This is a genomic window from Allotamlana fucoidanivorans (assembly GCF_045788535.1).
Taxonomy (GTDB): Bacteria; Bacteroidota; Bacteroidia; order Flavobacteriales; family Flavobacteriaceae; genus Allotamlana; species Allotamlana fucoidanivorans.
In genome coordinates, this window is the sequence record NZ_CP074074.1 from 533,927 (window position 1) to 559,044 (window position 25,118).

General features: G+C 32.9%; 28 protein-coding genes, 2 tRNA genes and 2 pseudogenes. 3 read left to right on the forward strand and 29 right to left on the reverse strand.

Going from position 1 to position 25,118, the window contains the following annotated elements; translation table 11 throughout:
- From KFZ70_RS02480 to KFZ70_RS02600, 25 genes are all read right to left on the reverse strand, one after another.
- Nucleotides 1–384 (reverse strand): hypothetical protein, encoded by a 384-nt coding sequence (locus KFZ70_RS02480; protein WP_139698905.1) that lies wholly within the window; start codon nt 382–384, stop codon nt 1–3.
- Nucleotides 368–625 carry a hypothetical protein gene (locus tag KFZ70_RS02485; protein WP_139698906.1) on the reverse strand — a complete coding sequence of 86 codons (258 nt, stop codon included), beginning with the start codon at nt 623–625 and terminating at the stop codon, nt 368–370. Before KFZ70_RS02485 ends, KFZ70_RS02480 begins: the two co-directional genes overlap by 17 nt.
- A gap of 227 nt (nt 626–852) precedes the next feature.
- A complete protein-coding gene (locus tag KFZ70_RS02490) occupies nt 853–1,254 on the reverse strand; it encodes a transposase (protein ID WP_407515884.1) in 402 nt (133 codons plus the stop codon).
- Nucleotides 1,218–2,417, reverse strand: coding sequence for a transposase (locus KFZ70_RS02495; protein WP_407515886.1), 1,200 nt, complete (start codon nt 2,415–2,417; stop codon nt 1,218–1,220). The genes KFZ70_RS02490 and KFZ70_RS02495 overlap by 37 nt, the downstream gene beginning before the upstream one ends.
- Before the next feature lie 82 nt (nt 2,418–2,499).
- Complete coding sequence (locus tag KFZ70_RS02500; protein ID WP_139698903.1) at nt 2,500–2,793, reverse strand: hypothetical protein; 294 nt, start codon at nt 2,791–2,793, stop codon at nt 2,500–2,502.
- Nucleotides 2,790–3,305 carry a hypothetical protein gene (locus KFZ70_RS02505; RefSeq protein ID WP_139698902.1) on the reverse strand — a complete coding sequence of 172 codons (516 nt, stop codon included), beginning with the start codon at nt 3,303–3,305 and terminating at the stop codon, nt 2,790–2,792. Before KFZ70_RS02505 ends, KFZ70_RS02500 begins: the two co-directional genes overlap by 4 nt.
- 152 nt (nt 3,306–3,457) lie before the next feature.
- The gene (locus KFZ70_RS02510; RefSeq protein WP_139698901.1) at nt 3,458–4,225 is read right to left on the reverse strand and encodes a hypothetical protein; all 768 of its coding nucleotides are present in this window, start codon (nt 4,223–4,225) and stop codon (nt 3,458–3,460) included.
- Nucleotides 4,226–4,274: 49 nt separating this feature from the next.
- Nucleotides 4,275–5,075 carry an IS3 family transposase gene (locus KFZ70_RS02515; protein WP_407515701.1) on the reverse strand — a complete coding sequence of 267 codons (801 nt, stop codon included), beginning with the start codon at nt 5,073–5,075 and terminating at the stop codon, nt 4,275–4,277.
- Nucleotides 5,076–5,125: 50 nt separating this feature from the next.
- Nucleotides 5,126–5,497 carry a transposase gene (locus tag KFZ70_RS02520; protein WP_099570149.1) on the reverse strand — a complete coding sequence of 124 codons (372 nt, stop codon included), beginning with the start codon at nt 5,495–5,497 and terminating at the stop codon, nt 5,126–5,128.
- A 185-nt stretch (nt 5,498–5,682) separates the two neighbouring features.
- Nucleotides 5,683–6,669: a hypothetical protein gene (locus KFZ70_RS02525; RefSeq protein ID WP_139698864.1), complete on the reverse strand. Its 987-nt coding sequence runs from the start codon at nt 6,667–6,669 to the stop codon at nt 5,683–5,685.
- A gap of 145 nt (nt 6,670–6,814) precedes the next feature.
- Nucleotides 6,815–7,321 carry a hypothetical protein gene (locus KFZ70_RS02530; protein ID WP_139698865.1) on the reverse strand — a complete coding sequence of 169 codons (507 nt, stop codon included), beginning with the start codon at nt 7,319–7,321 and terminating at the stop codon, nt 6,815–6,817.
- Between the two features lie 146 nt (nt 7,322–7,467).
- On the reverse strand, nt 7,468–8,070 hold the full coding sequence (locus KFZ70_RS02535; protein WP_407515889.1) for an SMI1/KNR4 family protein: 603 nt from the start codon (nt 8,068–8,070) through the stop codon (nt 7,468–7,470).
- A 127-nt stretch (nt 8,071–8,197) separates the two neighbouring features.
- A complete protein-coding gene (locus KFZ70_RS02540; RefSeq protein WP_139698866.1) occupies nt 8,198–9,607 on the reverse strand; it encodes an aminotransferase class V-fold PLP-dependent enzyme in 1,410 nt (469 codons plus the stop codon).
- A gap of 128 nt (nt 9,608–9,735) precedes the next feature.
- Nucleotides 9,736–10,110 (reverse strand): hypothetical protein, encoded by a 375-nt coding sequence (locus tag KFZ70_RS02545; protein ID WP_139698867.1) that lies wholly within the window; start codon nt 10,108–10,110, stop codon nt 9,736–9,738.
- A gap of 1 nt (nt 10,111) precedes the next feature.
- Nucleotides 10,112–10,453, reverse strand: coding sequence for a hypothetical protein (locus KFZ70_RS02550; RefSeq protein ID WP_139698868.1), 342 nt, complete (start codon nt 10,451–10,453; stop codon nt 10,112–10,114).
- 126 nt (nt 10,454–10,579) lie between these two features.
- The gene (locus tag KFZ70_RS02555) at nt 10,580–11,044 is read right to left on the reverse strand and encodes a hypothetical protein (protein WP_139698869.1); all 465 of its coding nucleotides are present in this window, start codon (nt 11,042–11,044) and stop codon (nt 10,580–10,582) included.
- 46 nt (nt 11,045–11,090) lie between these two features.
- The gene (locus tag KFZ70_RS02560) at nt 11,091–11,891 is read right to left on the reverse strand and encodes an IS3 family transposase (protein WP_407515701.1); all 801 of its coding nucleotides are present in this window, start codon (nt 11,889–11,891) and stop codon (nt 11,091–11,093) included.
- 50 nt (nt 11,892–11,941) lie between these two features.
- Entirely contained in the window at nt 11,942–12,313 is a 372-nt protein-coding gene (locus KFZ70_RS02565) for a transposase (RefSeq protein ID WP_099570149.1), read from the reverse strand.
- Between the two features lie 164 nt (nt 12,314–12,477).
- Complete coding sequence (locus tag KFZ70_RS02570; RefSeq protein ID WP_139698921.1) at nt 12,478–12,966, reverse strand: hypothetical protein; 489 nt, start codon at nt 12,964–12,966, stop codon at nt 12,478–12,480.
- Between the two features lie 154 nt (nt 12,967–13,120).
- Nucleotides 13,121–13,546: a hypothetical protein gene (locus KFZ70_RS02575; protein ID WP_139698579.1), complete on the reverse strand. Its 426-nt coding sequence runs from the start codon at nt 13,544–13,546 to the stop codon at nt 13,121–13,123.
- A gap of 630 nt (nt 13,547–14,176) precedes the next feature.
- Complete coding sequence (locus tag KFZ70_RS02580) at nt 14,177–14,632, reverse strand: hypothetical protein (protein ID WP_139698580.1); 456 nt, start codon at nt 14,630–14,632, stop codon at nt 14,177–14,179.
- Between the two features lie 391 nt (nt 14,633–15,023).
- Nucleotides 15,024–15,605 (reverse strand): hypothetical protein, encoded by a 582-nt coding sequence (locus KFZ70_RS02585; protein ID WP_139698581.1) that lies wholly within the window; start codon nt 15,603–15,605, stop codon nt 15,024–15,026.
- A 145-nt stretch (nt 15,606–15,750) separates the two neighbouring features.
- Nucleotides 15,751–16,314, reverse strand: coding sequence for a GNAT family N-acetyltransferase (locus KFZ70_RS02590; RefSeq protein WP_139698582.1), 564 nt, complete (start codon nt 16,312–16,314; stop codon nt 15,751–15,753).
- Between the two features lie 170 nt (nt 16,315–16,484).
- Nucleotides 16,485–16,928, reverse strand: coding sequence for a hypothetical protein (locus KFZ70_RS02595; RefSeq protein WP_139698583.1), 444 nt, complete (start codon nt 16,926–16,928; stop codon nt 16,485–16,487).
- Nucleotides 16,929–17,095: 167 nt separating this feature from the next.
- Entirely contained in the window at nt 17,096–18,226 is a 1,131-nt protein-coding gene (locus tag KFZ70_RS02600; protein ID WP_233244098.1) for a tyrosine-type recombinase/integrase, read from the reverse strand.
- A 126-nt stretch (nt 18,227–18,352) separates the two neighbouring features.
- On the opposite strand from KFZ70_RS02600, the gene KFZ70_RS02605 reads away from it, so the two are divergent.
- On the forward strand, nt 18,353–18,694 hold the full coding sequence (locus tag KFZ70_RS02605; RefSeq protein ID WP_407515893.1) for a hypothetical protein: 342 nt from the start codon (nt 18,353–18,355) through the stop codon (nt 18,692–18,694).
- 16 nt (nt 18,695–18,710) lie between these two features.
- Here the strand turns inward: KFZ70_RS02605 and KFZ70_RS02610 are convergent, their stop codons facing one another.
- Nucleotides 18,711–19,157, reverse strand: coding sequence for a hypothetical protein (locus KFZ70_RS02610; protein WP_139698585.1), 447 nt, complete (start codon nt 19,155–19,157; stop codon nt 18,711–18,713).
- A gap of 323 nt (nt 19,158–19,480) precedes the next feature.
- On the opposite strand from KFZ70_RS02610, the gene KFZ70_RS02615 reads away from it, so the two are divergent.
- Nucleotides 19,481–20,464, forward strand: coding sequence for a hypothetical protein (locus KFZ70_RS02615; RefSeq protein ID WP_139698586.1), 984 nt, complete (start codon nt 19,481–19,483; stop codon nt 20,462–20,464).
- A gap of 208 nt (nt 20,465–20,672) precedes the next feature.
- Nucleotides 20,673–21,446, forward strand: a pseudogene (locus KFZ70_RS02620) (recombinase family protein); the annotation flags it as partial.
- A gap of 733 nt (nt 21,447–22,179) precedes the next feature.
- Here KFZ70_RS02620 and KFZ70_RS02625 read toward each other — a convergent pair.
- The 3 genes and pseudogenes from KFZ70_RS02625 to mutS all read right to left on the reverse strand — a co-directional run bounded on the left by KFZ70_RS02625 (nt 22,180) and on the right by mutS (nt 25,074).
- Nucleotides 22,180–22,263 (reverse strand) — tRNA-Leu (locus KFZ70_RS02625).
- A gap of 28 nt (nt 22,264–22,291) precedes the next feature.
- Nucleotides 22,292–22,363 (reverse strand) — tRNA-Gly (locus KFZ70_RS02630).
- A 97-nt stretch (nt 22,364–22,460) separates the two neighbouring features.
- A pseudogene (mutS, locus tag KFZ70_RS02635) lies at nt 22,461–25,074 on the reverse strand (DNA mismatch repair protein MutS).
- Nucleotides 25,075–25,118: the final 44 nt, after the last annotated feature.

The window sequence follows — 25,118 nt, forward strand, 5'->3', positions numbered from 1 at the left end:
TTATTCTTTTTCTATTAATTCTATTATTTCATCAAGATTCAGTTCCATCATTCTTTTGTGAACATATGCACCAAAAACAATGAACGCAGTTGTTAATGGAAGTCCGATTAAAATTCCATTTTGATATATAAATCCGATTGTCCACAATGTTAAAAAAATCAGTACAGCAATCAGAAGAGTTCTCTTAGGTTTAACTGTTAATTTAACCTCTGGAATGTTTAAGTCGCAAATAAAGTCATAAAACACCTTTCCAGAAATCAAGATTTTTTGGTTTACAAATACCATTTTTTTGCAATCAAATTTTTTTAATGATTCCGATAATTCCGATTCCGATTTTTTTGTTTGTATAGTTCTGTCAATTTGGAACTTATTCGTTAGGGTCATATAATTTGGGGTTTACTCCAGCCAGTGTTGATATAGCAAGAACTATTAAAATCAAAAAACCGACACCTAAATAAAACGCTTTGTAGTAATATTTCTTAATTCCGCTTTTAGGGTCAATTTCATCAAGAATTTGTTCATATGTTATTTTACGTCCCTTAATTTTGTAATAAATCAGTAAAAGAAATGCACCAATGTAACCAATGATTAATTGTTTGACTATAATATTATAAAGCTGGTTCATTCGGTTTTCTCAAATTGGTTACAACGGTCTCGGCTATGAGTAGTTGCGTGTTTTAGCACCTAACTTTGCAAGTACACACCAAACTGAAAATCCGCGAGGATTTTCAGAAGTAGGCGAGAACCAGCAATTACTTATAGCCATTGTAGCCGTTGCACGAGCCCATAATTTTATAAAAACTTGAATTACAAACGCCTATTTTCAGGGCGTTTGTTGTTTTTGGTAGTTATTCACCATCTAAAATCAAGATGCTTTCTGGGGCTAATAACAAGGCCTATTATGCCTTTATACATGCAAAAATGAGTTTGCAGACTTGCCGCCCCGCTTTTACTGTGTTTTTCTATGAATTTCAAGTACTTTTTAAGGTTGTAGGCTATGGCCGAGAGCTGCATACACTTATTAGCTTGCTTAATGCCAATGGTATTGACTTTCCTAAGTCCCATAAACTGGGTTAAGGTTCCAAATACGGGCTCTACTGTGCTTTGTCGCTTGGCTTTCATATAGCGCCCCTGTGGACTATTTACACGCCCAATGTTTCGCTCATACTCCGCGCGGTAATACGTTACGGTGAATTTCTTTTCCTGGGCACTCTTACCTAAACACTCACGGCGGATTGGACAATCGATACACACTTTCTTTGAGGCGCGGTATTCTTTCTTCTTGGTGTGGTTCTTTGTTTCATAAAACCCTTTTTAAAAGGAATGATCTTACCTTGTGAGCAAACATAATAATCTTGGGTTTCATTATAGGTAAACCCGTCTGGGCAGCCTTTATAAGTCCCGTGTGCCGGAATAAAACTCTTTAAATTCCTCCCTTCCAGAAAGGCGTAATTCTCTCCACTGCTATACCCGGTATCGGCCACACAGTTTTCCCAGACTAATCCTGATCGGCGTAAGCGACGTTGTACGCGAACCACGATGTCTGCTAATTGTTGATTATCTTTTCCATCGGCATGATAAGCCTTAATATCACTAATCACATGATGAGCTGTATCTACCGTAAGCTGACTTTGGTAATTCAGCTTTCTGGATTTACCCGGTTTAACACTAATGCGGGCATCGGGGTCTGTTGGGCTGTAGTGGGTTTTGTTACTGGTATATCTGCTGCCTTTATTGCCCGCTCCGGGACGCTGGTCCTGTTCCTTTGCCCATTTACTGTTTCTGCTTTTTATGGCTTGTAACTCCTTAGCACTGGCCGATAAAGTTTGCTGATCAATATCCGCTTTGTTGCCTTTAGCCTGATGTAGCGGTTGGTCTTTATCACGTTTACTGATATGGCGGATTTTTCGCAGGTGGCTGTCCAAATCTGCTTCTGGGACCTTGAGTTCCAAACTGTCCATAGAAGCATTGGCCTTGACAGGGGCACTGTCGATGGCCTGAGTATGCCCACTGACCATTCCGGCCGATACACAAAGCTCAAAAACTCTGCCAAATACCGCTTCAAATACAGACTCCGGAAACAATCCTCGAGTACGACTGATGGTAGAATGCCATGGTAATTCTTCATCAATATCATAACCTAGAAAATAAAGAATATCCAAACGCATACTGCAATGCTCGATGAGCTTGCGGTCGCTGGTGATGTTTTCCAGATACCCCACCAGACAAAGTTTAAAAAACACCACAGGATCTATGCTCTTTTGACCACTGCTACCATAATATCCTTTGGTTTCTTGATACAGAAACTCTAATTGTAAAACACCCTTTAATCGGCGATAGAAATTGTGCTCTGGTACACGAACACTTAACTGAAAATTGTTGAATAATTTCTCCTGATACTCTTTTTTGCCTTGCATTATTAAACATAAGAATTATAATACAATTTATGAAATTTTATCTTATATTTATCACGTTGTGCAACAGGCACCATTGTTGGCGTTAGTTTTTTATTATTAAATATTCGAAAGATAAAGTATCAATTATCGCTTCTAATTTTTTATTTCCGTTTGTATATCTAACCGTTATTCTCTTATCCGAATCCATACAATATTCGGTTTCAGATTGGTCAAAGTCAAATTGCTCGTGTTGAGTAATTTCAAAAGCAATAGTTTCTATCTTTTCTTTAGATGACTTTTTTATATCCTCAAGATTTTTACAATAATTGGTGTTTTTTACTTCATTACAAGATGCAAAAATTAGAACAATAAAAAAGATTTTTAAAATGGTTTTCATTCGTCAAGATATGATGTTAAAGGTCTTAAATATTTAGTGAATCCAAGTGCCTTTATATATTCGTAAATTTCTTTCCGTGCGTTTTTACTAAATCCTTTTGCGGGATAAGAGTAATCATCTGAAATCTTTATCATTTTTAATTCTGTCGCAGGGATTTTTTCCGATGAGATTAAATAATTGCAATCCAAACAAATATCAATAGTTCCAACTATTTTTTCGTTCAGATAATAAATAACGGCAAAGTGAGGGTCAAAACAAGACATAGTCGTATTTCCATAGGCCTTTTCCGATGTCAAAATCTTTTCCAGTTTTCTTGTTTGTTCATCAGTCAGGTTTAATGTCTTATTTATTTTTTCTTTTTCCTTGTCAAGACACATTTCAATTAACAATCCGCCTTGTCCTTGATATTCATATGCAATAACCTTATCATATTCCAATTTTTCAAATGGATTAGTTTGTCCAATTGTCAAAAAAGGGATTAATAAAATGATGTAGATTGTAAAGTTCTTCATTTGGTTCAAATTAACGCCAACGGTTTTGTGTAAGCGTCAGTAACGGGAAAGTGCGCGAGTACTTTCAGCTGACGCACCTAATTTAGCAAAACGAGTTGAATTTCCGATTAAGAAATTCAGCCGTTATTGCGCTTACACGTTGTTGGGCACAGTTATTTATATTTTATTTCTCGGATTATTATTCTTTTCAGAATTCCGTTTTCAATTACCTTTTTTTCAGTCCAATTGTCAAATTCGTCCATTTTATACTCAAATTTCTGATTTGACAACAAAGAGTCTGTTTCATTATATTCTTTTAGTCCGATAAAATTCTTTCCGTCAAATTCGTATACTGCTTTTCGGTTTTGTCCTTTTCTGCGAAGATTGATTGATAAAATACTGTCAACTTTTTCGTTAGTATTGTAGTAAGTACTTACAGTTGAATTTCTAATTGTGTCATTGGTTTCTTTGTCAAGAAATATTTGTCTCATTATTGACTTCTCTTTGGTATCGTCATTTCTGTAATAATGAGTTTCTATTTGCTCAAACCTTTCAGTTTCATTATCCATAATTCCGCTTGATTGAAAAAGCAATGAGTTTTTATAGGAATAGTTTACTTTAAATGGCAGACTGTCTGTTGACATTTTCACAATTTCTTGCTTTAATCTGTCAGAATAGTCATAGACATACTCAATTTCCATCTGTCCATTGTCAAACAAAGTTTTTCGAGTTTGAAGTGCTAATTGGTCGTCATCTCTATATTTTTTTATTGCAATTAAAAGTGTGTCTCGAATTTCGTTTTTTAAGGAATCTTCTTGAATTCGAATCGTATATTCGATAATTTTTTCCGCACTTTTAGTCAATCCATTGTCCCAAATTTTCTTTTGTTTACTGCAACCAATTATGGATAAAGAAAGAAATAAAATCAGTAGTCTGTTCATTTGGTTTTAATGTCTAGTCCTGAAATATGGCTACAGGTTAAAAATTGATTTACGCTGTTTTTAAATATACCATATTTGGTGTTTTATAGTCTAAAGATACATGTAATCTAATTTGGTTGTATAGATTGATTGCACTTTTTGTTGCTCTTTTGGCGTGTTGTATGCTATCAAAGGTCTGGTCAAGATAAAACTCGTCTTTTAGGATGCCGTTTACACGTTCAGCAATAGCGTTTTCGTAGCAATGATTTTCTTCTGTCATACTAATTTTGATGTTGTTTCTCTTTAAAATTTGTGTGTATATATTGCTACAATATTGTATGCCTCTATCCGAGTGATGTATTAGGTTTTCTGTGTTTTTAGCTTGATATAATGCTTTTTTAAGAGCTCTGGTACAACCGCTAAGTTCAAGGCTATCACTAAGGTCGTAACCTATGATTTTTCTAGAATACATGTCAGTTATAAGGGCCAAGTAGCAAAATCCTTTTACAGTTCTGATGTATGTAATATCCGATACCCAAACCTGATTAGGTCTATTAACAAGTACATCTTTTATGATGTTTTTATGTTTGTAAAACCTATGAAAAGAATTGGTAGTTCTGTAGCTGGGTTTCTTTCTGGTTATAAGCATATTGTGTTTTCTAAGAATGTTGAAAAGCGTGTCTCTGCCTACTTTAAGGTTTGCTTTATCAAACTCATTTTTTAAAGATATTTTGAGTTTACGTACGCCTTCTCTAGGCAAGGACCTGCGCTTTTGGTTCACAATTTGAATGATCTGTTGTTCAAGTTTTAAACGTTTGTCAGCTCTATATTTATACTTGTAGTACGCATCACGTTTAAGCCCGAAAGCCATACAAATAGTGGTTAAAGACGCAAATCCTTTAGCTTTGTCTTTGGTTTTACTTAGCGCTCTATATTTAGCTTTTTTTTTAGTTCTGCAACAGATTTATAGCCAAGATCTTCGGCAGCAACTTCCAGGTATGAATCTTGAATCATTGCATCTAGATCTTTCTTTAACAACAATTTTTTTAGTTGTTCAATCTCTTTTTGAAGTTCTTTAATGCGTGTTATTTCGTCTTTGGTTTTCACAGTTATTCTAGTGTTCATAAGGTCTTTACGGTTGTACTTTCTTATCCATTCATTAATGGTAGTTGGTGCAATACCGTAGGCTTTCCCTAGTTGATATTTGTTTAGTTTTCCTGTTGTAAGTTCGTCTAAAATTTTCAGTTTAAAAGGTTCTGAATACCGTCTGATTACTTTGTCATTTTTGTACATAATGTTTGAAATTATGTAGCCTTTATTCAGGACGGGTCATAATTGTGCCCAACGGTCTCGGCTATGAGTAGTTGCGTGGTTTAGCACTTAACTTTGCAAGTACACACCAAGCTGAAAATCCGTGAGGATTTTCAGAAGTAGGCGAGAACAAGCAATTACTTATAGCCATTGTTGTAGCCAGTTTTTTATTCCGTTGGATTTTTTATTTCTTTCACAGTTTTAGCCAAATCATTCACTTTGCCTAAAACACTATCAAGGGTTTGTTTAAATGATTCAGAATATTTGTCAGTTGGATGTTGAACTTGTTTTGCATTCCCGATTGTATCGTCAATCTCCATAAACATTTCAGTCAGTCTTTTATTGGTTATCTTTTTTAAGTCTCCATCTTGACTAACTAATTGATTAATATAAGTTGCTCCACCACCAAGAAAATTGTCCAAATGAGTATATTTTAAATGTAAAATTTGATGCAATTTAAATTGTTGAAATAAGAAATAGGATAAAATAGCTAAAGAGGAAACAGCACCGAGCCTAACTAATATTTTTTCGTAAGATTCAAGGTTTTGTATATACGTTAATTTATAGCTGAAAACTAAAAATCCAGCTATTCCAATAAGTGAAATAATAAAACCTCCTAAAAAGCAATATTTTGTGATATTTGAAGTTTTTCTCACGTCTTTCAAGTTGTCAGCAAAGTTTTTTTGTAAACCAAGTTCAGATTTCAAATCCAGTACGTTGGTAATTCCATTATTAATTTGTTCGGTGACATCATTTTTTAAAGAGACCATATCCTCGTCAATTCTCTTGAGAACTTCTTCTTTTAGGCTTTCTACTTCGTCTGAATTTAAATATTGAGGTTTGATTGAACCTACTTCCTCTTCTAATTCTTGAAAGAAAGAAACAGCTCTGTCGAAAAACTGTTTGATTGTATTAACATTATTTGACCTTAATGTATTATTCCATTGTTGATTCCAAGGATTGAATTTATTTTTATCAAATGAAATTAAATTGTCATTCAATGTTGTCCATTGTTCAATATCCGATATACTATTTCTTAATGTATGAAAGTACGACCTTCTATAATCAAACCGCTGTTTAATTTCTGTCGCTTTTTGTTGAAGAACATTACCAGCAAGGTTATCTAATTCTTCGGGATTATATATGTATTCCATAGTTTTTTCTCAAATTGGCTACAACGGTCTCGTATAACCGTCAGTTACGGGTTAATATGCCTTAATTTTCGGTTTAGAACTGACGTTAGCAATTCCGAGTGGATTCGGACGTAGTCGAATCCGCCGTAATTGCGGTTATACATTGTTACCCAACGTTTTTTTGTTTTTTCAGCGTAATTATAATTCCGTTTTCTCTTATAAATTTTATGTCGTCTCCTTCTAAATCTTTAGCGGTTTTAATATTTTCTTCTTTGAATAAGTAAGCAGGCACGATTTCCGACTTTATTATTAAAGAGTCAGAAGTCAGTTTTAGAATTTCGTACGGAAATCCTACATCGTATTCGAAAGCTATTAATTCAGTTCCGTCAATCCAGAATTTTTGATGGTCGTTACAATTCCGTTTCGTCTTGTCATTTTCATAAACTTTTAAAATTCCATACTCATCAAATTCAAATATTGAGTTCAATCCCATTTTTTCACAGAAAGAAGGATGCTCAAACGGTAAGAAATTAGATTTAGTTACTTTCCATTTTCCAATCAGTTTTACATACTGTTCAGTTTTCGGTAGTTTTTCAGGTTTTTTTGAAAAGTTACAACTCGAAAAAGTCAGAATAAAAACTATGAATGATATGTAGAATGTCGTTTTTTTCAAATGTTGGGTAACGTGTTTGGCTATGGTTTCGTTGCGTGAAAATCCGCGAGGATTTTCCGCCGTAAACCAAAGATAGTTAAGTGGAAGGAATTTTCGGCAGAAAATTCCGAAGCAATGAACTATAGCCGGTGTTGTGTACAGTTTTTTTATTCAATTCCGTTTATTGTATCCAAAAAGTATTCGGTCAGATTTTTATATTCTATTTCTCCTGGAATCCAACTTGCAAATTTCCAATATTTCCATTTGTCATTTTTGTCAGTTGGCGGTATTAAAAGAAACCATTGCTCTTCTTGCTTTCCAGCAACAATTATACTTTTATTTAATTCTTTTCCAATATCTTCTGTTTGTTTTTGACTCCAAATTTTAATCATATCTGGGTCAAAATTTTTCAAATATTCAATTTGATTTATTTTCTCAAAACTTGGCTCAACTGCATCATTATAAGTCGGATATCCATTTGCTATTTTTAGAAATTCTTTATAGTCGGCAGGTAATTTAATTCCAAGCCTAATTTCAGTTTCTGCAATTTCTTTTTCTGTTGCGGGAAGATTTCCAATCCATTTATTTTTGATTTGCTCGGAAGTGAAATAATTATTGTCATTTGTAGTCAATGACTTTTGGAATAGGTCAGTCAGTATTTTTTTCATTTCACTTGTTTGATTTGAAGTCGATTTTGTCAAATCCTTTGAGTTTCCACAAGACGACAAAAGAAATAGGATTCCAAACGTAAATTTGTTAATTGCTGTCATTTCTCAAATTGTACACAACGGTTTGTATAAGAATAGTAGCGAATTTTGGAACACTAACTTTTTGGTTAAACACAGAACTTTTAAATTATTACATACTTTTGTTTTAGCGATTAAACCGCTATTATTTTTATACATTGTTGGCATTAGTTATTTCCAATTCCAAAGCCTTTTCAAATGATTTTACTGATTTAGTTATATCATTTTTAGTAGTTGCCCAAGAGCAAATACTAACTCGCATAACTTTTTTGCCATACCACATTGAGCCTCCTAACCAACACTCTCTTAGCATTTGAATATTATTCAACACTTGCTCTGTAATTTTATCATTGTCACATCTAACAATAACTTGATTGAACACAATGTCGTTTTCGACATAGAAACCTCTTATTTTGCCTATTTCTTCTGCAAACTGTTTGGCTCTTTGATGCATTGTTAAAATCATTTCATCAATTCCGTTCTTTCCTAAGTACTTCATTATAGACCACAACTCAATTATCCTTGCTCTTCGAGACATTTCGGGTGTGTAAAACATTCCGTCTCTTTCGGTACTTTCTACAATATAGCTTCCAGACATATGAAGTGCAGAAGTCATAGCCTCTTGGTCTGAACAAAGTATTATTCCACAATCGTAAGGTGTATTTAATGTTTTGTGTCCATCTACAGCCCAAGAAGTAGCATTGTTTATTCCCTTAGTTAAATATTTCAAATCATTTACAGCCTCAGCCCACAAACCGAACGCACCATCAATATGAACCCAAGTATTTGTTTTTTTAGCTCTTTCGCATATTTTTTCAAAATCATCAAATGCTCCACTATTTACATTACCTGCCTGTAGAATTAAAATAGTATTTTCATCCAATTCAGGAATTAATTCAGTTATGATTCTCCCTTGATTATCAACATCAACCCATTCTATGCTCTCTGTTCCTAAACCTAATATTCCGATTGCTTTCAAAACTGTTGAATGTGATTGTTTACCAGTTACAATTCTTATTTGAGGTGCGTTTCTAAGTCCATTTTTATTTATATCCCAATTATTTCTTTCAAGAATACGATACCTAGCCGCTGCTAAGCCACATAAATTAGCTGTCGATGTACCGCTCACAAATCCAGCAGAAGATTGTTTAGGTAAATTAAATAAATCTATCAGCCATTTTTCTACTACAGATTCTAACTTACTACCGATAGGTGAGAGAACGTTCATTGCAGGTGCTTGATCCCAATATGTACCTAAATTTTTAGCTGCTAAACCAACTGGAACGGCACTTCCACAAACAAATCCAAAGTATTTTCCTCCTAATGTTGCGGTTGTTGCAGGACTCCCATATTTATTTAATTGTTCTATTACACTTTTAGCATTTGTCGAATCTACAGGAAGTTCCTCATCGAATATGGATAAGTTATTAAGTGCTTCTTGGGTAGGAAAAACATTTCGCTCAAAAACGTTCTCTATATAGTCAAAAGCATATTGCTGTGCTTGATTAAATATATCTTTGTTTCTAATTTCTAGAAACATTTTATCTTGAATTTTGCTCATTTTTTCTAATTAATGCCAACGGTTTTGTGTATGATTTCGTTGCGTTGATTTGGCAACTAATTTAGTAAAAAATAACAGGCAATAATTCAGCGCGAGGATTTTCCGAAAGGAAAATCAGAAGCAATGAATTATACACGGTGTTGTAAAACGTTTTTTAATTCCGCTATTTTATTTTCAATTTCAGATTCCGATTCATAAGGTGATTCAGCCATAAAGTATGAGTAAGCCAAATCATTTATTAATTCATAGGCTTTTTCATAATATTCTTCAGCGAATTTTTTTGGGAAATTTTGATGTTCAGTCCAATTTTTGATAAAATCAGATATATACCAAATTCCACAAGCAGTATCTCGTGATAAATTCAGATTTTCTTTTGTCCGTTTACATTCAGCATTTAGTTCGGTCAGTAGGTTAATAAACGAATCGTGATTCCAATTTAAGTCAGTTCTTAATTCAAGTAAAAATGAACCGTTTTCAGCGTTTAATTCGTCTATTAATTTCATCCTAATTGCTTTCAGAGCCCTTGTCCAATTTATAAGTTACAGAAATGACCTTTCCATCTTTTCGTTCAACTTTGTCAGCGTCTTCAGCAGCTATATCCAAAAAATCCTGCGTAAAGGGATTTGGTTGAGAATATAAGAAACTCCAACTTGAAGAATTAAAGACTAAATCTTTTGCTTTTCCGAAATCCATATTTAACTTTTCCACAATTATTTTCATTGTCGAAATCGGATTAGAACCTGCCTTTTTTAAATCAGATATAAACTCTTCTATTTCCGTTTCAGACGAAGATTCGTTTATGTTCCGTTCAATTATTTTTTCAATTTCTTTATTGTGTTCGAGCATTTCCTCAAATGTTTTACAACGTGTTTGTGTATGATTAGTGGCGTGTTTAAGAACCTAATTTAGCAAATAAAAACGGAATAGAAAATCCGCGAGGATTTTCGTAAACAAGCTAAAACCAGCCATTAATTATACATAGTGTTGTGCGTAGTTTATTAACTCTTTCCATTGTTCTGTAACCTTTTCCGTTTTTAATAATTCATTAGAGTAGGATGTTTTTAACTCTGTTTTTTTCCAAAACTTTAAAGGAAATGTAGCAGTTGTTCCAAGGTTTATTAATTCCTCGTTGTCTACTTCAATTTCTACTTTGGTTTTAAATATTCTTGATCCTTTTGAGTAATCAGTGATTTTCTTTTTTTTGGTTAATAGTAAAAAGAATGTATCGATAGCATCTTCCATTGAATCATAGTCAAAATTATAATGAGTGTGATTCAGTCCAAATCCAATAATTAATTCCTTATCATCTACAGAAATCCAGAATCCTGTATCTGCAATCGTAAGATGATTACCATCTTCGTATTTATTTATCTCTTGAGAGAATTCTTCATTCAATAGATTTTTGAATTTCTCAAATAAGTACTGATTTGGCTTCATAGGCTAATGTCTAGTCCTGAAATATGGCTACAGGTTAAAAATTGATTTACGCTGTTTTTAAATATACCATATTTGGTGTTTTATAGTCTAAAGATACATGTAATCTAATTTGGTTGTATAGATTGATTGCACTTTTTGTTGCTCTTTTGGCGTGTTGTATGCTATCAAAGGTCTGGTCAAGATAAAACTCGTCTTTTAGGATGCCGTTTACACGTTCAGCAATAGCGTTTTCGTAGCAATGATTTTCTTCTGTCATACTAATTTTGATGTTGTTTCTCTTTAAAATTTGTGTGTATATATTGCTACAATATTGTATGCCTCTATCCGAGTGATGTATTAGGTTTTCTGTGTTTTTAGCTTGATATAATGCTTTTTTAAGAGCTCTGGTACAACCGCTAAGTTCAAGGCTATCACTAAGGTCGTAACCTATGATTTTTCTAGAATACATGTCAGTTATAAGGGCCAAGTAGCAAAATCCTTTTACAGTTCTGATGTATGTAATATCCGATACCCAAACCTGATTAGGTCTATTAACAAGTACATCTTTTATGATGTTTTTATGTTTGTAAAACCTATGAAAAGAATTGGTAGTTCTGTAGCTGGGTTTCTTTCTGGTTATAAGCATATTGTGTTTTCTAAGAATGTTGAAAAGCGTGTCTCTGCCTACTTTAAGGTTTGCTTTATCAAACTCATTTTTTAAAGATATTTTGAGTTTACGTACGCCTTCTCTAGGCAAGGACCTGCGCTTTTGGTTCACAATTTGAATGATCTGTTGTTCAAGTTTTAAACGTTTGTCAGCTCTATATTTATACTTGTAGTACGCATCACGTTTAAGCCCGAAAGCCATACAAATAGTGGTTAAAGACGCAAATCCTTTAGCTTTGTCTTTGGTTTTACTTAGCGCTCTATATTTAGCTTTTTTTTTAGTTCTGCAACAGATTTATAGCCAAGATCTTCGGCAGCAACTTCCAGGTATGAATCTTGAATCATTGCATCTAGATCTTTCTTTAACAACAATTTTTTTAGTTGTTCAATCTCTTTTTGAAGTTCTTTAATGCGTGTTATTTCGTCTTTGGTTTTCACAGTTATTCTAGTGTTCATAAGGTCTTTACGGTTGTACTTTCTTATCCATTCATTAATGGTAGTTGGTGCAATACCGTAGGCTTTCCCTAGTTGATATTTGTTTAGTTTTCCTGTTGTAAGTTCGTCTAAAATTTTCAGTTTAAAAGGTTCTGAATACCGTCTGATTACTTTGTCATTTTTGTACATAATGTTTGAAATTATGTAGCCTTTATTCAGGACGGGTCATAATTACGCACAACGTGTTGGTGTAAGGATAGTTGCGTGTGCAAGCAACTAACTTACTAAAAATGAAACGAACCAGAGGAAAATCCGTAGGATTTTCCGAGTAGGCTAGAATCAAGCAATTATTTTTACACGGTGTTGGCAAACGTTTTTTTTATTATGCTGATTACTTTGTCAAGTTTTTCCTTGTAAATATATACGTCATACACAAAAGTCTTATTGTCAAAAGTTTTAATTGTCAGCGTGTTTTTAAAGTCATAGACAGGTGCAACTAAGCGCAAAATGTCCTGTGTTAAATCAGTTTTCTGAGAATGTTTTCCAGCACAAGTTATGTCTTTAATATTGGATAATTTGATGTCAGTTTTACGTGAGAATAATCCAAAAAGGTGATTGCTTTTAATCCTTAAAATATTGTTATATACCTCCAATTCTTTTGAGTCAATCATTATTATGAAGGCTAATAAAAAAATTCCTATTGCAATGGCATTAATACTTATTTCTTTATTTAGTCCAATAAATATATTTATTACGAAATAGAGGATTATTAATACAAAAATTATGTCCTTTACAAAGCGTATCCACGAAAAAGTACTATAAATTGGTCTTTTTTCAGTCATTTCTCATAATGTTTGCCAACGGTCTCGTATAACCGTCAGTTACGGGTTAATATGCGTTAATTTTCGGTTTGGCACTGACGTTAGCAATTCCGCGTGGATTCGGACGTAGTCGAATCCGCCGTAATTGCGGTTATACATTGTTGTGTGCAGTTTTTTATTCATAATTCAGCTCTTTTCGGTATTCCGATTTGGTTTTCAGATTGATATTTTCGGCAGTCTTTATTTGATTAAATTCCGCTGAATTGATTTCCGAAACGTTTGATAATTCCATTATTGAGTCATCCTTATAACCTAATTCTTTTGATTCCGCATTTTTGTCAATCCGCCAATATTTTATTTCCTCTCCGTTTTTCGAAGTCGCAAGAATATAGTTTTTATTAAATCCGACACTTTCAATGTCCTTTATTACGTAGATACTGGATTTATAAGGTTCGTCCAGATTTACTGGGATTACAATACTGTTGAAAGCTGGTTCAACCATATAGTAAAAGTCAGCGCCTAAATCTATATCTCCATACCAATTCATTTGGCAAGAATTGAGAGAAATTAAGGTCAGTAAAATCAGTAATTTATTTCTCAAACTTTTCGTTTTTCAAATTGCACACAACGGTCTAGTATAAGAATAGTTGCGTGTTTGAGTGCGAGGATTTTCCGAAGGAAAATCAGAAGCAAGCAAACGAGCAACTAACTTTGTTTAAGCCTAAAATAGCAATTATTTTTATACATTGTTAGCTTTTAGTGCTTTTTTATCCGTTTACTTTTTCGTTAATATTTTATTTCAGTCGGTTTTTTAATTCCGCATTTTATGTTTTATTCAGCTCGATTTTCATTCCGCAAACTTGCTCAAATTCTGCAATATTTTTAATTCAGATTTCAAGTAAGCAATTCCATAACTTGCTAAATTCCGATTGAGTGAAATTCCGCTTTTCAATTCAGTTTTCGATTCCGCAACGAGCTTAAAAGTCAAACGTAATTCAATTCAGAGTTTGAGTGGTAATTCAGCTTAATATTCCGTATTTTATTTTCAAATTCCGCTTTAAATAACTTTTGATTTAAACCCGAAATTTGAGGCTTTGCAATGACCTTTAGCATTAAAGCTAACGGTCTTGGCTATGGTTTCGTTGCGGAATGGTTCGGCAGAACTATTCCGCCGTAAACCAAAATTAGCAAATACACAGGAATTTCCGAGAGGAAATTCCGCCGCAATGAACTATAGCCGGTGTTGTAAGTAGTTTTTTCTTTCAGTTACTAATTCGGTTAATATATTCATTTTTGTTTGGTCAATTTTTTTCCAATCCGTTTTATCAAATTCCAATGAGTTTAACTTTTTTAAACTCCGATACATTGGTAAAATTATAGTCTCAAAACCTCCAGTCAATTTATAAATCAGATTACGTTTTTTACTTATTCCGCCACTTTTTGAGATAATAAGGTCAATTACCTTTCCGCTTGGTTTTAATTCAATGAAATAACAATCAGGCTCCAAGTTCCAACATATTTCCGTTTCGATTCCGTTCAGAGTTAAAATCAGAGATTCACAAAGCTTGTCAGTCGGATTTTCGGGAACATTTGAAATAATAAAATTCAATTCAAAGTCCGAAGTTTTAAAGTTTGTAGGTAACCAACCATTTTTAGGAATTTCAAACTTTAATTGCAATTTGCTCATTAATTTTAAATTTTAATACCGAAAAGCACAATGAAAGCAAATAATACACAAATGATCGAAAAGACTTGAAAAAAGATTTTCATTCCTTTAAAAATCCTTGGTGCTTTTTCAACTAAATTTGGATTATGCTTTTTATGAAACATTAATTGGAATTTCACAATTATAGGTCCAACAAACCAAAAAATTAAAGCTGCGAAAATGAAAAATAATGTTGGTTTTATATTGTCCATAAATGTGCGTCAAAATTACTTACAACGGTTACGTATATGAAATGTTGCGTGTTTGTGTGCGAGGATTTTCCGAAGGAAAATCAGAAGCTAGCAAACAAAGCAACTAACATTGGTTAAGCACAAAATAGCAATTTTTTATATACAATGTTGGCAACAGTATTTTATTTTTTCCGATTATGAAATTCAGTCAGAATTTTTTCTTTTTCGGATTCCGACAACCCATAATCAACAATTAATTCAGGTCGGAAAGGTGGTATTTTATTATCAATTTTTAAAAACCATTGAATTAAATATTGGCTAATTTCTAATTCAATTCCTTCACAACCTGCTGAATAATAAACTTTATATTCTTTGTCATTAATTGATTTTGAAATCAAATCTATTTTTTTATTATAATCATTATTTCTTAAAAGTCCTTCGTATCCAATTGCTTTAACAGTTCCGTTTGGGTATTTTATTAAATTCAAGAGTTCGTTTTCGGTGGCGTTATTCATTATCCAAAGTCTTGTTTTGGCAAACTTTTCCATTGACCTTCCATTTGGTCCAATTCCACCTGTATATCCAATGTTTTTAGCTACTAAAACAGAATCCTTTATAGATTTCGAAACATCATTCCAATTATGCGACCAACTTTTTTCATAGAATGAAGATAACACAACTACAATTCCAATTCCGAGTATTGTCAGAATTGGGAATAAAATCGAAAATCGACTTTGTTTGTTATGATTTCTGCGTTTCATCATATTGTTGCCAACGTTTATGTATAAGGAAAGTTGCGTGTTTGCTTGCGAGGATTTGCCGAAGGAAAATCAGAAGCTGGCAAACGAGCAACTAACTTTGGTTTAGCTAAAACTAGCAATTTTTTTTATACGGTGTTATGCCACGTTTTTATTTTTTCCATTCTTCTTTAAGAATACTGTAAACATAAGTTCCTTTGCTTTCTCCATAAGACTGGATATTGTAATTTCTTAAAAGACCTTCTTTATAAGCTCCAATTTTTTCTATCGCCTTTTGAGATTTTATGTTATTAATGTCTATTTTAAATTCAACTCTTCGTAGATTTAAATTGTCAAAACAATAGTCTAAAAGTAGTCCTTTACAAATTGCATTAATTCCAGTTCCTTGAAATTTTTCGCCAATCCAAGTCCAACCTATTTCTATCCTTTTACTTTGAAAACTAATATTTCCAAACATTGTCAATCCGATTGGGTTATTATTCTTCCGATTTATAATTATTAAAGGATATAATTCTTTTTCTTTTTTTGCTTTCAAACAGAAGTCAAAATAATCGATTAAATCATTTCTGTTTTTTACTCTTGCTCCAAATTCGCCTAACTCTTTATTGTAACTTATTTTCTCAATTGAGTCAATATCATTAATTGATAAAGGACGCAATAAAATCGAATCATTTTCAAGAATCAATTCTGATGAGAAAAATTTTTCTAAAGTCATTTTTTTATTTGCGTAATTTTTGGTTAATGTGGCATAACGGTCTCGGCTATGAGTAGTTGCGTGGGTTAGCACTTAACTTTGCAAGTAAACACCAAACTGAAAATCCGCGAGGATTTTCATAAGTTGGCGAGAATAAGCAATTACTTATAGCCATTGTTGTAGGTAGTTATTTATTCTTTATCTAAATTCAGATAATACAGTTTTGCAGCTTCCTGGATTTCATCATCTAAATTGTCATCTAGCGCATATGAATAAAGTACCCATTCATCGTTTGGTTTATAAAATTTAAAAATAAATCTAAGTGGTTGTCGGTCGTATTTTACGAGATATGAGTATAAAACAAAACTTTCAGCAAACTTTTTTGTAGTGATTAGTTCTTGTCCGTAATACTTTCCCATATAACTTTCTGTAAATCCATTTACCGTTCCAATAATTTTATCAATATCATCTTTTATTCTGTCAGTCCATTTATTTGTTGCATATAAATCCTTTACTGCTTTTCCAGCGTCTTTTTCATAAGTAGCAAAAAAAGTGTCAATCAAATTTTGCGGACTAGATTGTGCAAATAAGTTGCTTGATACTAATATCATTAATACGATTAGTGTTTTTTTCATTTTTTTTATGTTTATTGAGTTCTGTTTAATTACCTACAACTTGTTTATATGAATGGTTTAGAACTATATAATATACCAAAGAGGGAGGGATAACGATGATTTTTTAACTTAATTATTATACTTATCATTTTGGTTTTATAAATTCTGGTTACAATATAATAACTTTCTTACAATGTATCAAAAGGATTTTTAATATCCATTAAATTGGTTGAAGATACATGTGTGTAAATCATGGTTGTTTTTGGGCTATTGTGCCCTAAAAGTTCTTGAATATACCTTATATCCGTACCACTTTCTAATAAATGAGTTGCAAAGCTGTGTCGTAAGGTGTGCAAGGTAGCATATTTCGTAATGTTAGCTCTTTGTAAGGCTTGTTTTAATACTTGTCTGGCACTGACTTGTGTATATGGTTCTCCGTTTCTTCCTTCGAATAGGTGTTTTTTTGGATTGTAATGGTTAATATAAGTATGAAGTAATGGTATTATACTACTGGAAAGGAGGGTGTATCTGTCCTTTCTGCCTTTAGCCGCTTTAATATGTATTAATCTACGCTCATAATCTATATTATTTGGTTTTAGAGTAAGAGCTTCTCCAATGCGTAGTCCAGCTGAATAAACTAAGCTTAGAAGGGTTTTGTGCTTAATATTTTGGATGTTATCCAGCAAGGTTTTAATCTCGCTTTTGCTTAGTACATTTGGTAGCTTTTTATCTTTATCAGGGCGCTTGATCTCTAAGGGTTCTATATCAATATCTTTAAAAGTAAAATAATGTTTAATACCACTAATACATTGATTTTGATAAGAAACAGACTTTTTAGCATTAAAAATAAAGTCATAGTTAAATTGCTCAATGGATCTAACAGAAATATTGGTGATTTGCTTCAAATTAATATATCGTATAAACAAGCTGGTAACTTCAACATAGGTGTCAACAGTATTTGCACTAAATCGTTTTTGTTCTAACCATCTTTTGAATTTATTCATTTCTGTAATCTGGTCCGCACTTAAAGGCGGTAGTTTATTAATAATAGATAGGTTTTTCTTTGAAGATTCTTCACTTTCGTTTTTTTTAGTAATAAATTCACTGTAATTAACATACCATTTTTTTCGCCTGAAGTACTTAAATAGGTCTGAGATAGCTCCTTTATAAGATTTAACATAAAAGGTCTTGTAAGTAAAACTCCATTTTACATCTGGAAATGATTTTATATAGTTGTGTACTTCAGAACTATTATCAAAGTAAATAATAATATAAAGTATTTTTTTGTGCCAAAGTGGTTTAAGAGAAATAGTAATCATCAGTTTTTTCTTAAAAATAAGTGATAAAAACCTTATATTCGAATGTTAAGCGAATAGTATTCGTGTAACATTCGACTAAATGACATTTTTATGAAAGCAAGGTTGTGTTTAGCATGTCAAAAACCAATGACAGGGCGTTCTGATAAAAAATTTTGTGATTTGCATTGCAAAAGCTCTTACCATTATCGAAGGTCACTTGAAGAGGCACAGCGCTTTTACAATTTTGTGGATAATCAACTCAGACAGAACAGGAGATTATTGAAGGCCTATAACAAATCAGGTAAATCAACTATAAGAGCCAAAGTCCTGCATGATCAGGGTTTTAACCCTAAATTCTTCACCCATTATTGGAAGAATACTAAGGGAGATGTCTATCTGTTTGTTTATGAATATGGCTTTTTAAAGCGTCATGAACATGATGTGGAAAAATACGTGTTGATTACCTGGCAGAGTTATATGGGTAAATAAGCTTTTAATTTTAGGATTAAGAGCCCTCAAAAGGGGCTAAATACAAATACTCTACATGACCAGTTTCAATGTTGTAATAAGGCTTTCTTCCGGAAACATCAACAGGCAGATTATGTATAGGAAAGTATTTTTTTCCGGCAAAAAACGATTTAAGTTCTTCCAGATCCTTTTTGGTGGCTGGTTGATTATCTTTCGAAGTGAAAAACTTTTGCACAATATCAGCCGTTATAGAACCAATAGCAGCATTTCCAACACCGGCTAAATTGACACTGTCTTTTTTTGGTGGTGTTACCGATGTGTCTGGAGCTATTTCTTGTGATGGCGTGGTGCCTGGTAGTTTTGTTTTGTCTTGCTTTAAATACCAGTGACGACTTCTACAGGAGTTACTGCAAAATTTTTGTGCACCTCTGCGTTTAGGAGTGTAATCACCCCCACAATGACGGCAAATTTGGGTGGTTTTCATGATATATACGTAAATTAGACGTTTAATTTACGATTAAATTGGTTACACCTACTCATACTAAAATAAGTTCGTAATAGTTGTTTTTCGAGTTCTGTTGCACATAAATAGTAAAAAAAATAAACTTTAAAAATAAGTTTTCCTTGTGTTTTATCTTTTTCAGACCGCGGGCCATTAAAACCAAAATGCAATTGCTATCACATCAACCAAGGTAAAATATTTTGCTCTGCATCAGGTAAAAATAGCTTAATACTTTCACTAAACAAATGATCGTTAAATTTTTTAAGTATGCTTTTTATATTACATATATTATGTATATTTGATGTATGAAAGATTTTATCACATTATTAAATCAATACCCTAAGTTATCAGAATCAAAAGTTTCTATTTCTAGTTTAGGAGTAGCACATCGAGTATTTTTCAATTGGAAAGAAAAAGGACTTATTGATTATGAACATAATTTTACACAAGAAGATCTTGATAATAATGTAACACGAAAAAAAATTAAACTAAACGCATTCGAAGCCCTATGGATTCTTATAATAAAGGAATTGAGATCTTTTAATATAGGTTTAGATACCATAGGAAAACTGAAGACTTTTTTGTTTACAGTACCCAATTATAATTTTATAAAGGATCTTTCAAAGACTGAGCTAAAAGAGATTAGTGAGCATATGCTTAACCAAGGTATGAATAGCTTTTTGAGTGCATTTGACCTTAATGTTGAAACTCAAATTGACCATCTTAATAATCTTACTGATTCCAACAAGATCTACTACAGTAATTTAAGCATCTTAATCAATGTCATTTTATTATCTGGTCAAGCACCTTCACTATTTATATTTAAAAAACCCGTTGAAGAAGAGTTGGGCTTTGAAATATTCAATCCAACGTTAGAATTCAAGTACTATAGTCAAATAAATGAGGATTACAGAAGTCATCTTATTAATGGGCTTATAGAACATAGTGTTATTAATATTCCTATAAGACCACTGTTTGAGCACTTTTTCGATAATAAATTGTTGATTAAATATGCTATTGATTTTAACCTGTACACAGATGGAGAATTGAAAATATTAAAACTTCTCAAATCAAAGGATTTTAATAAAATCATCATTCATAAAAACAATGATCAGCAAATCACTATAGAGAGCACTTCAAGTGAACAAGTTTTAGGAAATAAAGCCATAGAACTTAGGAGAACCCTTGGTCTTAAACAATATGAACGGGCTGAGATTATTCACAGAAATGATAAGCATTTAGTTATTACTAATACAACAAAACAAAAGATAGACCTAGGCAATACCTAGCTCATAACATTCCAAAGTTACATAACAAGTTTAGTACACTTCTTATGGACACCTATTGGAACCCATGAATTTTAACGATGCAAAAAGCATTTTAAACAAAAACAATGAATGTCCTTACACGGACCAAGAGATTAAAGACATTTTAAAATTATTAAATATCATGTCAGACATGATATGTCACACCTTAAACCCTTTAAAGCCTTAAGCCATGAAAAATGTTATTTTATACGTTAGAGTATCAACTGATGAGCAAGCCGACAAAGGATTCTCATTAAGAGATCAGGAGCAAAAACTATTAAATTATTGTAAGCTTAATAATTTGAATGTGCTAGAACTGTTTAAAGAAGATTATTCCGCCAAAACATTTAATCGTCCTGAATTTAAAAAATTGTCGACTTATTGTAAGAAGAACAAAAACAATATTAATGAATTACTATTCGTTAAATGGGATCGTTTTTCCAGAAACACCATGGAGTCTTATAATGTTATAGATTCATTTAGAGATCTAGGTATTCTTGTAAATGCCATAGAACAACCACTGGATTTGTCAATACCTGAACAAGGACTTATGCTTGCTGTATATTTATCAATGCCTGAGGTAGAAAACCAAAGACGTTCTTTAAATGTCAAAGCAGGTATGAGAAGAGCTTTTAAAGAAGGGCGCTATGTTGTTACCCCGCCTAAAGGCTACGCTATGGGCAGAGATAGTAGTAAAAAACCCATTTTAATACCAAATGATGATGCCGTATTTATTAAAGAAGCTTTTGAACTGATTGCATCGGGAATTTACAATCAAAAAGAAGTTTTAGCACGCTTGTCTAAAAAAGGGTTTAAATCGAGTTCTTCTTCTTTTGCTCGTATGCTACGCAATTCGCTTTATTGTGGAGATATTCTTATTCCAGCTTATAAGGATGAGAAAGAAATGGTTACCAAAGGCATTCATGAACCTTTAATCACAAAAACGCTTTTTAATAACGTACAAAAGATTATAAATGGAGGAAAGAAACAACATGGTACATTACATAAAAAAGTAAACAAAAAATTCCCTTTAAAGGATTTTGTGCTTTGTCCTCAATGCGGAAATCCGCTATTAGCTAGTGCATCAAAGGGGCGTTCTAAATACTATGCATATTATCATTGCACTAAACCCTGTGGAACGCGCTACAAAGCGGAAGACGTAGAACAATGGTTTGCAAACTTTCTTGGGGGAATTTCCTTGAAACCAAATGTTCAGAAACTCTTATTTAAAATGATAAAAGAGCGCATAAATACTCAGACATCACAAAAACATTTAGGTCCTAAACACTATGAAGCCATTGCCAAAGTTGACAGTAAACTTATTAAACTTCAGGATTTATATATTGATGGAGATATTGGTAAATCAGACTATGAAACTGCCAAACAGCGCTATAATAATATTCTAGATGAACTTAAAGAAAAAGAAATTAGACAAAAGGAAACATCTGTATTATTGGATACTTACAAAAACGGATTAAAAAACCTGCATGACATCGATTTTCAGTTTGTTGAATCTGACATAGAACACAAAAGAAAGCTCCTTGGTTCGATATTCCCGAAAAAATTCCAATTTGAAAATAATCAAGTTCGAACCGCTGATATCAATCCGTTACTCTTAAAAATAGCTAGTATTAATAAGGGTTTACAAGGGAATAAAAAAAGGGACAAATCAAAAAAATCTGATTTGTCCCATTTAGTACTGAAGGCGGGACTTGAACCCGCACGACCTAATGGTCATTGGATTTTAAGTCCAACGTGTCTACCAATTCCACCACTTCAGCATCTTGGTATATTTTAAGAAAGTTTCAGAGCGAAAGACGGGATTTGAACCCGCGACCCTCACCTTGGCAAGGTGATGCTCTACCCCTGAGCTACTTTCGCAGTCTTTTAATGAACGAGCAATATCGCTATTGCGGATGCAAATTTAAACTATTTCTCCTAAATCCAAAGCCTTTTCTAAAAAAAAAGAAAAAATATTTTAAGCCTGTTTTTTCTTGACTAACATACGCTTTATTTCATTCAATTTCATGAGTGCTTCAACAGGTGTAAGTGTATCAATATCAGTATGCAAAATTTCTTCTTTAATATTTTCCAACAAAGGGTCATCTAACTTGAAAAAACTCAATTGCATATCATCTTGTATCGATTTCACCTTATCGGTAAGTTCTTCACTAGAATGTGATTTTTCTAATTTCTTCAAAATTTTGTTAGCGCGATGCAGTACCTGCTGTGGCATTCCTGCCATTTTTGCTACATGAATGCCAAAACTATGTTCACTACCACCCTCAACTAGTTTTCTAAGAAATAACACATTATCTTTTAATTCTTTAACAGCAACATTATAGTTTTTAATACGATTAAACGTTTCGGTCATTTCGTTGAGCTCATGATAATGCGTTGCAAATAGCGTTTTAGGTTTTGCTGGATGCTCATGCAAATACTCACTAATAGCCCAGGCGATAGAAATCCCATCATAGGTACTGGTACCTCGACCAATTTCATCAAGTAACACCAAGCTTTTTTCAGACACATTATTTAAAATAGATGCCGTTTCATTCATTTCTACCATGAATGTGGACTCACCCATAGATATATTATCACTGGCTCCTACTCTAGTGAAAATTTTATCAATTAAGCCTATTTTTGCAGATTTAGCAGGAACAAAACTGCCTATTTGTGCCAATAATACAATTAAAGCTGTTTGGCGCAGAATGGCCGATTTACCAGACATATTTGGTCCTGTAATCATAATAATTTGTTGAGTTTCCCTGTCTAAAAACACATTATTAGCAATGTAAGCCTCCCCTAAAGGTAATTGTTTTTCAATAACGGGATGTCTACCATCCTTAATATCCAAATCATGAGAATCATCAATAACGGGGTATACATAATGGTTGTCTTTAGCTAACTGCGAAAACCCACATAAACAATCTAATTGTCCAATTAAATGAGCATTCTGTTGTACTGCTTTTATATACTGATGCAGCCAAGCAATTAATTCTGAAAACAACTGTTGCTCAATGGTTAGGATACGTTCTTCGGCACCTAAAATTTTTGCTTCATATTCCTTCAACTCTTCAGTAATATAGCGCTCGGCATTTACCAAGGTTTGCTTTCTTATCCAGTCTTTAGGTACTTTATCTTTATGTGTATTTCTTACTTCAATATAATATCCAAACACATTATTTGAAGCTATTTTCAATGAAGTAATTCCAGTCCGCTCACTTTCGCGCTCAAGCATGTTATCAAGATAATCTTTTCCTGATTTGGATAAATTTCGCAAGTCATCTAATTCAGCCGAAAACCCTGAAGCTATGGTATGTCCTTTTAAAATATTGACAGGAGCATCTTCATTTAAAGTAGCTTTAATCTTTTCACGAAGCACATCACAACTTTGAAGTGTATCACCTATAATTTTTAAGGACTCATTGACACAGTTTGAGGCTAATGCCTTTATAGGTACTATGGCCTCAAGAGAATTTTTTAGCTGGATAACTTCCCTCGGGTTAATTTTACCTGTAGCTGTTTTTGAAATAAGTCGCTCCAAATCACCAATATGCTTAATCTGATGCTGTATTTTTTGAAGCACTGTATCGTTTTGCGTTAAATAGCTAACAACCTCATGACGTTGTTTAATCCTACCTACATGTTTTAAGGGCAGCGCTAACCAACGCTTTAACAATCTTCCGCCCATAGGCGAAATGGTTTTATCAATAATATTTAAAAGGGTTACTGCATTATTATTGGTAGAATGATACAGTTCTAAATTCCGAATAGTAAACTTATCCATCCACACATAGTCATCTTCAGCTATTCTTGCTATAGAAGTGATGTGTTGTAGTTTATGGTGTTGGGTTTCACTTAAATAATGTAATACAGATCCTGATGCTATAATACCTTCGTACAAATCTTCAATACCAAAGCCTTTTAGGGTCTTTGTATCAAAATGTTTTATTAAAGTTTTCATAAGCATAATCTGTTTGATACACCCAATCTTCAAGAAAAAAAGTATGAAAATCATCACCAAACGTTTCCTTGAACAAGGTGCGCTTTTGCTTTGACACTAAAACCTCACTCGGACTAAAATTTTGGAGTAATTTATCTATATACTCTGCATTCCCTTGAGAGGTTAAAAACTCTCCTGTTGAAATATCTAAAAAGGAAACACCTATATGTTTTTTATCAAAATATACAGAACACAAAAAGTTATTTGACTTAGAAACTAACACCTCATCATTCAGCGCCACACCAGGCGTTACCAATTCAGTTACCCCTCGCTTTACAATCGTTTTGGTTTGTTTAGGATCTTCTAATTGATCACAAATAGCCACACGTTCACCTGCTTTTACCAATTTGGGCAAATAGGTATTTAAAGAATGATGCGGAAACCCTGCCAGTTCAGTTTCACTTTCACTCCCTGCTCCTCGTTTTGTTAAAATGATACCTAAAATACCTGCCGCCTTAACAGCATCTTCTCCAAAGGTTTCATAAAAATCGCCTACACGAAACAATAATAAAGCATCAGGATATTTTGCCTTGATTGCATTGTATTGCTTCATTAATGGAGTTTCTTTTTTTACTTTTTTAGCCAATGGAAAATATGGTTTTTAAATGTTACTTTTGACAAAATTGTAGC

Bases quoted from the DNA above. Each gene is read 5' to 3' on its own strand.
- KFZ70_RS02570 (WP_139698921.1), bottom strand. From the start codon at position 12,966: ATGACTGAAAAAAGACCAATTTATAGTACTTTTTCGTGGATACGCTTT.
- KFZ70_RS02485 (WP_139698906.1), bottom strand. From the start codon at position 625: ATGAACCAGCTTTATAATATTATAGTCAAACAATTAATCATTGGTTAC.
- KFZ70_RS02545 (WP_139698867.1), bottom strand. From the start codon at position 10,110: ATGAAATTAATAGACGAATTAAACGCTGAAAACGGTTCATTTTTACTT.
- KFZ70_RS02600 (WP_233244098.1), bottom strand. From the start codon at position 18,226: ATGATTACTATTTCTCTTAAACCACTTTGGCACAAAAAAATACTTTAT.
- KFZ70_RS02525 (WP_139698864.1), bottom strand. From the start codon at position 6,669: ATGGAATACATATATAATCCCGAAGAATTAGATAACCTTGCTGGTAAT.
- KFZ70_RS02585 (WP_139698581.1), bottom strand. From the start codon at position 15,605: ATGATGAAACGCAGAAATCATAACAAACAAAGTCGATTTTCGATTTTA.
- KFZ70_RS02610 (WP_139698585.1), bottom strand. From the start codon at position 19,157: ATGAAAACCACCCAAATTTGCCGTCATTGTGGGGGTGATTACACTCCT.
- KFZ70_RS02595 (WP_139698583.1), bottom strand. From the start codon at position 16,928: ATGAAAAAAACACTAATCGTATTAATGATATTAGTATCAAGCAACTTA.
- KFZ70_RS02615 (WP_139698586.1), top strand. From the start codon at position 19,481: ATGAAAGATTTTATCACATTATTAAATCAATACCCTAAGTTATCAGAA.
- KFZ70_RS02495 (WP_407515886.1), bottom strand. From the start codon at position 2,417: ATGCAAGGCAAAAAAGAGTATCAGGAGAAATTATTCAACAATTTTCAG.
- KFZ70_RS02510 (WP_139698901.1), bottom strand. From the start codon at position 4,225: ATGAACAGACTACTGATTTTATTTCTTTCTTTATCCATAATTGGTTGC.
- KFZ70_RS02540 (WP_139698866.1), bottom strand. From the start codon at position 9,607: ATGAGCAAAATTCAAGATAAAATGTTTCTAGAAATTAGAAACAAAGAT.
- KFZ70_RS02535 (WP_407515889.1), bottom strand. From the start codon at position 8,070: ATGACAGCAATTAACAAATTTACGTTTGGAATCCTATTTCTTTTGTCG.
- KFZ70_RS02505 (WP_139698902.1), bottom strand. From the start codon at position 3,305: ATGAAGAACTTTACAATCTACATCATTTTATTAATCCCTTTTTTGACA.
- KFZ70_RS02515 (WP_407515701.1), bottom strand. From the start codon at position 5,075: ATGGCTTTCGGGCTTAAACGTGATGCGTACTACAAGTATAAATATAGA.
- KFZ70_RS02560 (WP_407515701.1), bottom strand. From the start codon at position 11,891: ATGGCTTTCGGGCTTAAACGTGATGCGTACTACAAGTATAAATATAGA.
- KFZ70_RS02520 (WP_099570149.1), bottom strand. From the start codon at position 5,497: ATGTACAAAAATGACAAAGTAATCAGACGGTATTCAGAACCTTTTAAA.
- KFZ70_RS02590 (WP_139698582.1), bottom strand. From the start codon at position 16,314: ATGACTTTAGAAAAATTTTTCTCATCAGAATTGATTCTTGAAAATGAT.
- KFZ70_RS02555 (WP_139698869.1), bottom strand. From the start codon at position 11,044: ATGAAGCCAAATCAGTACTTATTTGAGAAATTCAAAAATCTATTGAAT.
- KFZ70_RS02565 (WP_099570149.1), bottom strand. From the start codon at position 12,313: ATGTACAAAAATGACAAAGTAATCAGACGGTATTCAGAACCTTTTAAA.
- KFZ70_RS02480 (WP_139698905.1), bottom strand. From the start codon at position 384: ATGACCCTAACGAATAAGTTCCAAATTGACAGAACTATACAAACAAAA.
- KFZ70_RS02605 (WP_407515893.1), top strand. From the start codon at position 18,353: ATGACAGGGCGTTCTGATAAAAAATTTTGTGATTTGCATTGCAAAAGC.
- KFZ70_RS02550 (WP_139698868.1), bottom strand. From the start codon at position 10,453: ATGCTCGAACACAATAAAGAAATTGAAAAAATAATTGAACGGAACATA.
- KFZ70_RS02580 (WP_139698580.1), bottom strand. From the start codon at position 14,632: ATGAGCAAATTGCAATTAAAGTTTGAAATTCCTAAAAATGGTTGGTTA.
- KFZ70_RS02500 (WP_139698903.1), bottom strand. From the start codon at position 2,793: ATGAAAACCATTTTAAAAATCTTTTTTATTGTTCTAATTTTTGCATCT.